A 12,691-nucleotide genomic window follows, 5' to 3' on the forward strand; every position below is an offset into this window, starting at 1 on the left:
GTATAAGAGACAGGTCGTACCCGCTCGGGTACGACGGCGGAGGCCGTTCGTGTGGATCAGGCCACGGGCGCGTGCTCCGGCTGCTGTCCGGCCGCCGGGGCGGGAACGGTGGCCCCCGCCACCGGGCGCTCGCGCAACGACAGCAGCAACCGCAGGACCGCGATCCACATCAGGGCCGAGCCGAGCATGTGGAGCCCCACCAGGATCTCGGGGACGTCGCTGAAGTACTGCACGTACCCGATGGCGCCCTGCGCCACCAGGACGATCAGCAGGTCCCGGGAGCGCGCCCGGGTGTCGGCGGGCGCGTCCACCATCCGCAGGGCCAGCCACATCGCGACGGCCAGGGCGCAGACGACCCAGGCGGCGATGGCGTGCACATGGGCCGCGGCGGACCAGTCCCACGGCATGCGCGGTACGTCGCTGTTGTCCCCGGCATGCTTGCCCGAGCCGGTCACCGTGGTGCCGAGCGCGATCAGGACCACCGAGGTCACCACGAGCGCCCAGGACAGGGTGCGCACCGGCTTCGGGGCGCGCGGGCGCGGCGGGCCGTCTCCCTCGCCGATCCGTACCCAGGTGAGGACGGCCACCGTGAGCAGGCAGTTGGCGAGCAGGAAGTGCCCGGCCACCGACCACGGGTTGAGGCCCGCCCAGACCGTGATACCGCCGATGACGGCGTTCCCCATCACGAGCCAGAACTGCGACCAGGCCAGCCGCGTCAGACCGCGTCGGCGGGGCTTCACGGAGCGCGCCGCGATGATGGCCCAGCCGACCGCGGCCGACAGGACGTAGGTGAGCATCCGGTTGCCGAATTCGATGGCGCCGTGCAGGCCCTGTTCCGGCGTGGCGAAAAGGCTGTCGTCGGTGCACTTGGGCCAGGTGTCGCAGCCCAGGCCGGAACCGGTCAGCCGCACAGCACCGCCGGTGACGATGATGAAGACGGTCATCGCGATGGCGGTCAGTGCGGCACGCCGGGCTGTCCTCAGGGACGGTGTCCAGCGCTTGGCGATGTAGGAGAGGGGGGTTTCCACGCGCACCATCGTAGGCAACGGCTTGTGCACGTTTTCACGAGGGGTGGAGTCATTCCCGGATGACTCGCGACATCAGCGGTATGTCACCGCATAGTCACTCCCAGCGGAAGAACTTCGCCGCCGCACCCAGCCCGAGCACGGCCCACGCCGCGAGGATTCCCAGGTTGCCCCACGGTATGGACGCACCGTGCTGGAGGACGTCCCTGAGGCCGTCCGAGAGCGCCGAGATCGGCAGCAGCCCCAGGACCGACTGCGCCGGGTCCGGGAACCTGTCCAGCGGCACGATGACCCCGCCGCCGACCAGCAGCAGCAGGAACACCAGGTTGGCCGCCGCGAGGGTTGCCTCGGCCTTCAGCGTCCCCGCCATCAGCAGCCCGAGGCCGGAGAAGGCCACGGTGCCCAGCACCAGGAGCAGCAGCACGGCGAACGGGTTGCCTTCGGGCGACCAGCCCAGCGCGAAGGCGATCACCGTGAGCAGGATGATCTGCAGCACCTCGGTGACCAGCACCGAGAGGGTCTTCGCCGTCATCAGGCCCCAGCGTGGCAGCGGTGAGGCGCCCAGTCGCTTGAGTACCCCGTAGCGCCGCTCGAACCCCGTCGCGATGGCCTGGCCGGTGAAGGCCGTGGACATCACCGCGAGCGCGAGAATGCCGGGAGCCAGGAAGTCGACCGGCTCGCCCGCGCCCGTGTCGACGATGTCCACCGCGCTGAACAGCACCAGCAGCAGTGTCGGAATGACCACCGTCAGCAGCAGCTGCTCGCCGTTGCGCAGCAGCATCCGCGTCTCCAGTGCGGCCTGTGCGGCGATCATGCGCGGCAGCGGGGCGGCGCCGGGACGGGGGGTGTACGTACCGGCGCTCATGCGCGCAGCTCCTTGCCGGTCAGTTCGAGGAAGACGTCCTCCAGGGTGTGCCGCTCCACCGCGATGCCGTCCGGCATCACGCCGTGCTGGGCGCACCAGGAGGTGACGGTGGCGAGCAGCTCCGGGTCGATCTTCCCGGTGATGCGGTACGCGCCCGTGGTGAGCTCGGCCGCGTCGGTGCCGTCGGGCAGCGCCTTCAGGAGTGAGGCGAGATCCAGCCCGGGGCGGCCGGTGAAGCGCAGGGTGTTCTCGGCGCCGCCGCGGCACAGCTGTTCCGGGCTGCCCTGGGCGATGACCCGGCCCGCGTCGATGACGGCGATGTCGTCGGCGAGCTCCTCGGCCTCGTCCATGAAGTGCGTGGTGAGGACGACCGACACGCCGTCGGCGCGCAGTTCCCGGACCAGATCCCAGGTGGAGCGGCGGGCCTGCGGGTCGAGCCCGGCCGTCGGCTCGTCCAGGAAGACCAGCTCGGGCCGGCCGACGACGGCCATCGCCAGGGCGAGGCGCTGCTGCTGGCCGCCGGAGAGCCGACGGTAGGTGGTGCGTCCGCAGCTGCCGAGTCCGAGGCGTTCGATGAGCATGCCGACGTCCAGCGGATGGGCGTGCAGCTTCGCCATATGGGCGAGCATCTCGTCGGCGCGCGCACCGGAGTAGACACCGCCGGACTGCAGCATCACGCCGATGCGGGGACGGAGCTCGGCCGCGTCGGCGACCGGGTCGAGGCCGAGGACCCGCACGGTCCCGTCGTCCGGCCGGCGGTAGCCCTCGCAGGTTTCGATGGTGGTGGTCTTGCCGGCGCCGTTGGGGCCGAGGACCGCGGTCACCGCGCCCGCGCCGACCTCCAGATCGAGGCCGTCCACTGCGGTTTTGGTGCCGTACCGCTTTACCAGGGCCTTGACCTGTACGACGGACTCGCTGCTCATGGCGGGCAAGTCTAGGCGGGGTGCTCCGGGGTCCTGCGCGGAGGGTTCCCCGGGGGTGCGGCGCAGGGATCCGGCCATTTTCCCGCGGAGAGCGAAATGACGGGAGCATTTCCTCTCGATGTCATGTCTTGGTCAAGTTGGAGCCCATCGGGCGAGTCCGGGATCGGATACCCCGGAGGGCCCAGGAACACATCCGGCCACACGGGCGCGCTCACGCCCCGATGCTGTCTTCCGTTTCTTTTGTTGGACCTTCAACATCTCACGCGGCCCGGTTTGTTGCCGATCAGGCGGCGGACGGTGCCAGGTACCCGCGCTACCTCCACTCCACAGAGAAGGAGAACAGCTCGTGGCTCTCAGGTTCACCCGCATAAGACCTCTTGCGGTACTCACAGCGGCTCTGACGGCGCTGCCGCTGGCGCTCTCGGCGGCACCCGCGCACGCCCGGCCGGCTCCCGGCGGTCCGACCTTCTCCCAGCAGAAGACCGAGTCCTCGGTCCTGAACACACTGGCGGAGAAGGGCAGTGCGACGCTCTGGATCAATCTGGATTCCGAGGCCGACACCGAAGCAGCCCGCGTGGCCGACAAGAAGGACGACCGGGCGCGGAAGCTGTACGCGGCCAAGACCGCGCACGCCAAGCAGTCGCAGGCCGGTCTGCGCGAACTGCTGACCGGGGCCGGTGTCTCCTACAAGACGTTCTGGATCAGCAACACGATCAAGGCCACCGGCGTCGGCAAGGCGCTCGCGGAGAAGATCGCCGCCCGTGACGACGTCGAGTCGATCGAGGCCGACGACCCGATCGAGATCCCCGACCCGCTGCCCGGCGAGGACGAGACGGGCACCGACGCCGTCGAGTGGAACATCGACCGGATCAACGCGCCCAAGGTGTGGAGCAGCTTGGGCGTCAAGGGTGAGGGCATCGTCGTCGCCAACATCGACTCCGGCGTCCAGTACGACCACCCCGCCCTCCAGGCCGCCTACCGCGGCACCAAGGCCGACGGCACGTACAGCCACGACTACAACTGGTTCGATCCGGCTTCCGTCTGTGCCACAGCCGCACCGTGCGACAACAACGGCCACGGCACGCACACCATGGGCACCATGGTGGGTGCCGACGGCATCGGCGTGGCACCGGGCGCCAAGTGGATCGCCGCGAAGGGCTGCGCGACCAGCTCCTGCGCGCGGGACACCCTGCTCGCCTCCGGCCAGTGGGTCGTTGCCCCCACCGACTCCGCCGGCGCCAACCCGCGCCCGGACCTGGCACCCGACGTGGTGAACAATTCCTGGGGCGCCAACGTCTACGACGCCTGGTACCGGGACACCGTGCAGTCGTGGCGGGACGCCGGCATCTTCCCGGCCTTCTCCAACGGCAACAACGGTCCCGGCTGCACCACCTCGGGCAGCCCCGGCTCGTACACCAACTCCTATTCCTCGGGCGCATTCGACATCGACAACGCCATCGCCTCCTTCTCCGCCCGCGGAACGGGCGAGAACGGCGAGATCAAGCCCGACCTCGCGGCACCGGGAGTGAACGTCCGCTCCTCCTGGGCAGGCGGCGGCTACAACACGATCTCCGGTACGTCGATGGCCTCACCCCACACCGCGGCGACCGTCGCCCTGATGTGGGCGGCCTCGCCCGCCATCGCCGGTGACGTCGCGGCCACCGAGGCGCTGCTGGACTCCTCCGCCATCGACACCGCCGCCGACCAGTGCGGTGGCACCGCCGCCCGCAACAACGTCTTCGGCGAGGGCAGGCTCGACGCCTTCGAGGCCGTCACCGCCACCCCGCGCGGAGCGCTCGGCTCCGTCAGCGGCAACGTCACGTCCGGCGACAACGCTGTCGCCGACGCCGTCGTCACCTTCGAGGGGCCGATGAGCGCGACCGCGACGACGGGAACGGACGGCGGCTACGCCCTGCCCAAACTGATGGTCGGCGACTACGAGGTCTCCGTCGCCAAGTTCGGATACGTCAGCACCAAGGGTGCGGTGACCGTCGTCGAGAACGGCGCGGCGGTCAAGGACTTCCCGCTGGCCCCGGCGCCCGAGGCCACCCTGTCGGGCAAGGTCACCAGCTCCGCGGGCGCCGAGGCGGGCGCCGTCGTCGCGGCCCAGGGGACCCCGGTCACCACGACCGCCGCGGCGGACGGCTCGTACAGCCTCACGCTCCCGCAGGGCTCGTACACCCTGGCGGTCACCCCGGCAGGCGCCTGCGCGGCTGCGACCTCGCTCACGGTCGAGATCGCCGCCGACCGCACCCAGGACATCGCCCTGGACGACCGGACCGATACCTTCGGCTACTCCTGCAGCACCGAGAGCGCCGCCGACTTCCCGGCAGGCACCGAGAAACTGACCTACACCTCCACCACCTCGGGTGCGGCCTCCTTCAGCCTGCCGTTCACCTTCACGCTGTACGGCAAGGGCTACACGACGGCGACCGCGACTCTCGAGGGTGTGCTGGCGTTCGGTACCTCGTCCACCAGCAGCACCAACGCCACGCTGCCCACCACCGGGACCCCCAACGGGGCGCTCTACCCGCTGTGGGACAACATGACGGTCGACGCGTCGGGAGGCGTGTACTGGGCGGTCACCGGCACCGCGCCGCACCGCAAGGCCGTCGTCGAGTGGCGGGACGCCCTGGTCGTCACCGGCAGCGCACGCACCACCTTCTCCGCCGTGATCGGTGAGGACGGCTCCGTCTCGTACCACTACAAGACCGTGCCGGCCAAGGGCGCCGGCGCGACGGTGGGCCTGGAGAACGCCACGGGCACGGACGCGCTTCTCTACTCCTACAACGCCCCGGTCATCGCGGACGGCACCAGCCTGTCCTTCGGTGCCAAGGCCCGCGGCGTCGTGGCCGGCAAGGTCGTCGACGCCAACGACAAGGAGCCGCTGGCCGGCGCCACGGTCACCGTCGGCGGGGAGAGCGTGACCACGGCGGGCAACGGCACGTACGCGCTGCAGCCGGCCGCGGGGGAGTACACCGTGGAGGTCTCGGCCGACCGCTACGCGACGGCCTCCGCATCGGTCGACGCGAAGGCGGGCGACATCGCGTACACCACGACGGCACTCGGCACACCGCTGGTGCAGCCCGCGCACGACGCCTTCAAACTGGTGGTTCCGGCCGGGCAGTCCCGTACCCGCGCGCTGGACCTGTCGAACGCCGGTACGGCGTCGGCCTACACCGTGACCGAGAAGCAGGACGTGGGCTGGCTCGGGCTGCCCTTGGCCGCGGGCACACTCGACCAGGGTGCGAAGGCATCCGTTCCGCTCGCCTTCGACACCACGGGCGCCACGCCCGGCACGGTCCTCACCGCGACCCTGGTGCTCACCAGCGACAGCGGCCGCGCGCCGGTGCTCGAGATCCCGGTGAGTGTCGTCGTCCCGGCGTACCAGACGGCGCTGGACAGCGGCGCCAAGAAGGCGGCCGTCGACGCGCTCGGTGACACCTGGATCGTCGACCCGGCCTACTCCGCGGGCGCGTACGGGTACCTCGGGAGCGCCACGCGGGTCACCACGTCGAGGACCATCTCGGCGACCGATGACCCGGCACGCTATGCGACGGCCCGGCAGGGCATGTACGAGTACCGCTTCGACGGGCTGCCCTCGGGCACGTACCGGATCGAGCTGGGCTTCGCGGAGCTCGGTTCCAACGATCCGACCGACCGGGTCTTCGATGTGATGGCCGAGGGGACGCAGTTCGTGCCCAACCTCGACCTGGCACTGGAGGCCGGGCGGTACACCGCGCACGACCGTGCGTTCACCGTCACGGTCACCGACGGCCAACTGAACCTCCGGTTCGTGGCCAATGAGGGCAGGACGCTGGTGAACTCGATCAGAGTGACCGAGCGGTCCGACCTCGCGGCGGGCTGACCGGCCCGCAGTCACTCGGTCGGCCCCCGGCGGAGCTACCTCCGCCGGGGGCCGGCCCCACGTTTTCGCAGGCCCGGCCCCTGTCCGCGCCGTGGGTCGCTCACCTGCGAAGGCTTGCCGGTGATCATCATTTTTGCAGGTCAACTTAGGTTCACCTAAGTGATGAACCGCACCGTGCCCGGTCCGGGGGTGGGTTGTCAGGCCCGGATGAATTACGCAACAATGGCGTTGTGAAATACGTTGGCGAGGCTCCTCAGGAGGAACTCGCGACCGGTGAGCGCTCGACGCGCAACCGGGTCGCGCGCTCCATCCTGGATCACGGCCCGTCCACCGCCGCCGATCTGGCGAAGCGCGTCGGCCTGACCCAGGCCGCGGTACGCCGTCATCTCGACGCCCTCGTCTCCGACGACGTCGTCGAGGCCCGCGAGCAGCGGGTGTACGGGGCACGGACCCGTGGCCGTCCGGCCAAGGTGTTCGCCCTGACCGACTGCGGCCGGGACGCCTTCGACCAGTCCTACGACGAGCTCGCCGCCGACGCCCTGCGCTGGATCGCCGAAACGGGCGGGGACGAGGCGCTCGTCGCCTTCGCCCGCGCCCGGATGGCTTCCCAGTGGGAGACGTACCGCGCCGCGGTCGACTCCGCGGCCCCCGAGGCACGCACCGAGGCGCTGGCCAAGGCCTTGTCGGCCGACGGGTACGCTGCTACGGCGCGCAGCGCACCGGGTCCGCAGCAGGGCGAGCAGCTGTGCCAGCACCACTGCCCGGTCGCGCATGTCGCCGAGCAGTTCCCGCAGCTGTGCGAGGCGGAGACGGAATTCTTCTCCAGTCTGCTCGGGACGCATGTACAGCGTCTTGCCACCCTCGCCCACGGCGACGGGGTGTGCACGACGTTCGTTCCGCGCAGCAGCCCCGCAGCGCACACAGTTCAACAGACGACCGAATCAGCATCTGCAAGTACGGCCGGGAGGAACCCCGCATGACGCTCCCTACGGAGACTGCCCACCCTGAGCTCGATGGCCTGGGCACGTACGAATTCGGCTGGGCCGACTCCGACGCGGCAGGCGCAGCGGCGAAGCGCGGCCTGTCCGAAGCTGTCGTCCGCGACATCTCGGAGAAGAAGAACGAGCCGGAGTGGATGCTGAAGCTCCGTCTCAAGGGCCTGAAGCTGTTCGGCAAGAAGCCCATGCCGAACTGGGGCTCGGACCTGTCGGGTATCGACTTCGACAACATCAAGTACTTCGTGCGGTCCACGGAGAAGCAGGCGGAGTCCTGGGAGGACCTGCCCGAGGACATCAAGAACACGTACGACAAGCTCGGCATCCCGGAGGCGGAGAAGCAGCGCCTGGTCGCCGGTGTCGCCGCGCAGTACGAGTCCGAGGTGGTCTACCACCAGATCAACGAGGAGCTCGAGGCGCAGGGTGTCATCTTCATGGACACCGACACCGCGCTGAAGGAGCACCCGGAGCTCTTCAAGGAGTACTTCGGCACCATCATCCCCGTCGGTGACAACAAGTTCGCCTCGCTGAACTCGGCCGTGTGGTCCGGCGGCTCCTTCATCTACGTGCCGAAGGGCGTGCACGTCGAGATCCCGCTCCAGGCCTACTTCCGTATCAACACGGAGAACATGGGCCAGTTCGAGCGGACGCTGATCATCGTCGACGAGGACGCCTACGTCCACTACGTCGAGGGCTGTACGGCGCCGATCTACTCCTCGGACTCCCTGCACTCCGCGGTCGTCGAGATCATCGTGAAGAAGGGCGGCCGCTGCCGCTACACGACCATCCAGAACTGGTCGAACAACGTCTACAACCTCGTCACCAAGCGCGCCGTGGCGTACGAGGGCGCAACCATGGAGTGGGTCGACGGCAACATCGGCTCCAAGGTCACCATGAAGTACCCCGCCGTCTACCTGATGGGCGAGCACGCCAAGGGCGAGACCCTGTCCATCGCCTTCGCGGGCGAGGGCCAGCACCAGGACGCCGGCGCCAAGATGGTCCACATGGCCCCGAACACCTCCTCCAACATCGTCTCCAAGTCGGTCGCACGAGGCGGCGGCCGCACCTCCTACCGCGGTCTGATCGAGATCGGTGAGGGTGCGCCGGGCGCCAAGTCGAACGTGCTGTGCGACGCGCTGCTCGTCGACACCATCTCGCGCTCCGACACCTACCCGTACGTCGACGTCCGCGAGGACGACGTGTCGATGGGTCACGAGGCGACCGTCTCCAAGGTCTCCGAGGACCAGCTCTTCTACCTGATGAGCCGCGGCATGACCGAGTTCGAGGCCATGGCGATGATCGTGCGCGGCTTCGTCGAGCCGATCGCCAAGGAGCTGCCCATGGAGTACGCCCTGGAGCTCAACCGGCTGATCGAGCTGCAGATGGAGGGCTCGGTCGGCTAGTACGCCTGCCGACCGCGTCCCGAAGAGTTCTTGACTGAGAAAGTGAGCACTACGACAGCCATGGCTGAGGCTCAGAACATTCCGGCGGGGTCCACCACCGCCGGGTCCATCGCGGTGGCCGCCGAGTCCACCGTCGCCACGCGCATGAGCGCGCCCCCGTCCTTCGACGTCGCGGACTTCCCGGTCCCGCACGGCCGCGAGGAGGAGTGGCGGTTCACGCCGCTGGAGCGGCTGCGCGGACTGCACGACGGCACCGCCGTCGCCACCGGTGGCGGTGTCAAGGTCGTGATCGAGGCGCCCGCAGGCGTCACGGTCGAGACCGTCGGCCGCGACGACGCGCGGCTCGGCAGGGCCGGCACCCCGGTGGACCGCGTCGCCGCCCAGGCGTACTCGTCCTTCGAGCAGGCCTCGGTCGTCACGGTCGCCAAGGAGGCCGTGCTCACCGAGCCGGTCCGGATCGCCGTGCACGGCGAGGGCGGGGTGGCCTACGGCCACCAGGTCATCGAGCTGGGCGCCTTCGCCGAGGCCGTCGTCGTCATCGACCACACCGGCGACGCGGTGCTCGCCGCCAACGTCGACTACGTCCTGGGCGACGGAGCGAAGCTCACCGTCGTCTCCGTCCAGGACTGGGACGAGAAGGCCGTCCACGTCGGTCAGCACAACGCGCTGATCGGCCGCGACGCCTCCTTCAAGTCCATCGTCGTCACCTTCGGCGGCGACGTGGTCCGTATCCACCCGCGGGTCGCCTACGCGGCCACCGGCGGCGAGGCCGAGCTCTTCGGTCTGTACTTCACGGACAAGGGCCAGCACCAGGAGCACCGCCTCCTGGTCGACCACAACGCCCCGCACTGCAAGTCCAACGTGGCGTACAAGGGCGCGCTCCAGGGCGACGGCGCACACGCCGTGTGGATCGGTGACGTTCTCATCCAGGCCGCCGCCGAGGGCACCGACACGTACGAGATGAACCGCAACCTGGTTCTCACCGACGGTGCCCGGGTCGACTCCGTACCGAACCTGGAGATCGAGACCGGCGAGATCGTCGGCGCCGGACACGCCTCGGCGACCGGCCGCTTCGACGACGAGCAGCTGTTCTACCTGCAGTCCCGGGGTATCCCGGCCGAGGAGGCCCGTCGGCTCGTCGTGCGCGGCTTCTTCGCCGAGCTCGTCCAGCAGATCGGCCTTCCGGACGTCGAAGCCCGTCTCCTCGACAAGATCGAGACCGAGCTGAAGGCGTCGGTCTGATGGCCTTCGTCAAAGCCTGTGCGCTGAGCGAGCTGGAGGACGACACCCCCAAGCGGGTGGAGCTCGACGGCACGCCGGTGTCCGTCGTCCGCACCGAGGGCGAGGTGTTCGCGATCAACGACATCTGCTCGCACGCGAACGTCTCGCTGTCGGAGGGCGAGGTCGAGGACTGTTCGATCGAGTGCTGGCTGCACGGATCGAGCTTCGACCTCCGCACCGGCAAGCCGTCCGGTCTTCCCGCGACGCGCCCCGTCCCCGTATACCCCGTAAAGATCCAAGGGGACGATGTGCTCGTCTCCGTCACCCAGGAGTCCTGAGTCACCCATGGCAACGCTTGAAATCCGCGACCTGCACGTTTCCGTCGAGGCCGACAACGCCACGAAGGAGATCCTCAAGGGCGTCGACCTGACCGTGAAGCAGGGCGAGACCCACGCCATCATGGGCCCGAACGGGTCCGGCAAGTCGACCCTCGCCTACTCGCTCGCGGGTCACCCCAAGTACACGATCACGAGTGGCACGGTGACCCTGGACGGCGAGGACGTCCTTGCGATGTCCGTCGACGAGCGCGCCCGCGCGGGCCTGTTCCTCGCCATGCAGTACCCGGTCGAGATCCCCGGTGTCTCGGTCTCCAACTTCCTGCGCACCTCCGCCACCGCCGTCCGCGGCGAGGCGCCGAAGCTGCGTACGTGGGTGAAGGAGGTCAAGGAGACGATGGCCGGGCTCCAGATGGACCCCGCCTTCGCCGAGCGCAACGTCAACGAGGGCTTCTCCGGCGGTGAGAAGAAGCGCCACGAGATCCTCCAGCTGGAGCTCCTCAAGCCGAAGATCGCGATCCTCGACGAGACCGACTCCGGCCTGGACGTCGACGCGCTCAAGACCGTCTCCGAAGGCGTCAACCGGGTGCGCGAGACCGGTGAGGTCGGCACCCTGCTCATCACGCACTACACACGCATCCTCAAGTACATCAAGCCCGACTACGTGCATGTCTTCGCCAACGGCCGGATCGCCGCTTCCGGCGGTGCCGAGCTCGCAGACACGCTGGAGAACGAGGGCTACGAGGCCTACACGAAGGGTGGCGCTTCCGCGTGACTGACGCCCGACAGGGGCTCTCCGGCCTCCTCGACACCGAGGCGATCCGCAAGGACTTCCCGATCCTGGACCGCACGGTCCACGACGGTAAGAAGATCGTTTACCTGGACAGTGCGGCGACCTCGCAGAAGCCGCGCCAGGTCCTCGACGCGCTCAACGAGTACTACGAGCGGCACAACGCCAACGTCCACCGCGGTGTGTACACGATCGCGGAGGAGGCCACCGCGCTGTACGAAGGCGCTCGCGACAAGGTCGCGGCCTTCATCAACGCACCCAGTCGCAACGAGGTGATCTTCACCAAGAACGCCTCGGAGTCGCTCAACCTCGTCGCCAACATGCTCGGCTGGGCGGACGAGCCCTACCGGGTCGACAGCGACACCGAGATCGTCACCACGGAGATGGAGCACCACTCCAACATCGTGCCGTGGCAGCTGCTCTCGCAGCGCACGGGCGCGAAGCTGAAGTGGTTCGGCATCACGGACGACGGCCGGCTCGACCTGTCCAACATCGACGAGATCATCACGGAGAAGACGAAGATCGTCACCTTCACCCTGGTCTCCAACATCATGGGCACGATCAACCCGGTCGAGAAGATCATCCGTCGAGCCCAGCAGGTCGGCGCGCTGGTCTGCATCGACGCCTCCCAGGCGGCCCCGCACATGGTGCTCGACGTGCAGGCGCTGCAGGCCGACTTCGTGGCCTTCACCGGCCACAAGATGGTCGGCCCGACGGGCATCGGTGTGCTCTGGGGACGGCAGGAGCTCCTGGAGGACCTGCCGCCGTTCCTCGGCGGCGGCGAGATGATCGAGACCGTGTCGATGCACTCGTCGACGTATGCTCCCGCGCCGCACAAGTTCGAGGCCGGTACGCCCCCGATCGCGCAGGCCGTCGGCCTCGGCGCGGCTGTGGACTACCTCTCGGCCATCGGCATGGAGAACATCCACCGCCATGAGCAGGCGATCACCGAGTACGCGGTGAAGCGGCTCCTGGAGGTCCCGGATCTCCGGATCATCGGTCCGGCGACGGCCGAGGACCGCGGCGCGACGATCTCCTTCACGCTCGGCGACATCCACCCCCACGACGTGGGCCAGGTACTCGACGAGCAGGGCATCGCGGTCCGGGTCGGACACCACTGCGCACGGCCGGTCTGCCTGCGGTACGGAATTCCTGCGACGACGCGGGCGTCGTTCTATCTGTACTCCACGCCTTCCGAGGTCGACGCCCTGGTGGACGGTCTGGAACACGTGCGGAACTTTTTCGGTTAATGGCGAGGGTTGACTG

Annotated in this window: 10 protein-coding genes; 7 read left to right on the forward strand and 3 right to left on the reverse strand. The window is 68.9% G+C overall.

The window, feature by feature from the left end; all coding sequences use genetic code 11:
- Nucleotides 1-56: 56 nt before the first annotated feature.
- The 3 genes from ACFWBQ_RS31755 to ACFWBQ_RS31765 form a co-directional block, all read right to left on the reverse strand.
- A complete protein-coding gene (locus tag ACFWBQ_RS31755) occupies nucleotides 57-1,037 on the reverse strand; it encodes a heme A synthase (RefSeq protein ID WP_385504456.1) in 981 nt (326 codons plus the stop codon).
- Nucleotides 1,038-1,122: 85 nt separating this feature from the next.
- Nucleotides 1,123-1,890, reverse strand: a complete 768-nt coding sequence (locus ACFWBQ_RS31760; RefSeq protein WP_385504462.1) for an ABC transporter permease — start codon at nucleotides 1,888-1,890, stop codon at nucleotides 1,123-1,125.
- Nucleotides 1,887-2,813 (reverse strand): ABC transporter ATP-binding protein, encoded by a 927-nt coding sequence (locus ACFWBQ_RS31765; RefSeq protein ID WP_385504471.1) that lies wholly within the window; start codon nucleotides 2,811-2,813, stop codon nucleotides 1,887-1,889. Before ACFWBQ_RS31765 ends, ACFWBQ_RS31760 begins: the two co-directional genes overlap by 4 nt.
- A 346-nt stretch (nucleotides 2,814-3,159) precedes the next feature.
- Here ACFWBQ_RS31765 and ACFWBQ_RS31770 point away from each other — a divergent pair, with 346 nt between their 5' ends.
- The 7 genes from ACFWBQ_RS31770 to ACFWBQ_RS31800 all read left to right on the forward strand — a co-directional run bounded on the left by ACFWBQ_RS31770 (nucleotide 3,160) and on the right by ACFWBQ_RS31800 (nucleotide 12,675).
- The gene (locus ACFWBQ_RS31770) at nucleotides 3,160-6,681 is read left to right on the forward strand and encodes a S8 family serine peptidase (protein ID WP_385504476.1); all 3,522 of its coding nucleotides are present in this window, start codon (nucleotides 3,160-3,162) and stop codon (nucleotides 6,679-6,681) included.
- Between the two features lie 230 nt (nucleotides 6,682-6,911).
- Nucleotides 6,912-7,661, forward strand: coding sequence for a helix-turn-helix transcriptional regulator (locus ACFWBQ_RS31775; protein ID WP_385504484.1), 750 nt, complete (start codon nucleotides 6,912-6,914; stop codon nucleotides 7,659-7,661).
- Nucleotides 7,658-9,079 carry a Fe-S cluster assembly protein SufB gene (gene sufB / locus ACFWBQ_RS31780; RefSeq protein WP_385504493.1) on the forward strand — a complete coding sequence of 474 codons (1,422 nt, stop codon included), beginning with the start codon at nucleotides 7,658-7,660 and terminating at the stop codon, nucleotides 9,077-9,079. Before ACFWBQ_RS31775 ends, sufB begins: the two co-directional genes overlap by 4 nt.
- A gap of 60 nt (nucleotides 9,080-9,139) precedes the next feature.
- Complete coding sequence (gene sufD, locus ACFWBQ_RS31785; protein WP_385504951.1) at nucleotides 9,140-10,321, forward strand: Fe-S cluster assembly protein SufD; 1,182 nt, start codon at nucleotides 9,140-9,142, stop codon at nucleotides 10,319-10,321.
- Entirely contained in the window at nucleotides 10,321-10,638 is a 318-nt protein-coding gene (locus ACFWBQ_RS31790; RefSeq protein ID WP_329212268.1) for a bifunctional 3-phenylpropionate/cinnamic acid dioxygenase ferredoxin subunit, read from the forward strand. Before sufD ends, ACFWBQ_RS31790 begins: the two co-directional genes overlap by 1 nt.
- A 7-nt stretch (nucleotides 10,639-10,645) precedes the next feature.
- Nucleotides 10,646-11,410 (forward strand): Fe-S cluster assembly ATPase SufC, encoded by a 765-nt coding sequence (gene sufC / locus ACFWBQ_RS31795; protein WP_385504498.1) that lies wholly within the window; start codon nucleotides 10,646-10,648, stop codon nucleotides 11,408-11,410.
- Entirely contained in the window at nucleotides 11,407-12,675 is a 1,269-nt protein-coding gene (locus ACFWBQ_RS31800) for a cysteine desulfurase (RefSeq protein WP_385504502.1), read from the forward strand. Before sufC ends, ACFWBQ_RS31800 begins: the two co-directional genes overlap by 4 nt.
- Nucleotides 12,676-12,691: the final 16 nt, after the last annotated feature.

Source organism: Streptomyces sp. NPDC060035 (assembly GCF_042736635.1).
In the GTDB taxonomy this organism is placed as follows: Bacteria; Actinomycetota; Actinomycetes; order Streptomycetales; family Streptomycetaceae; genus Streptomyces.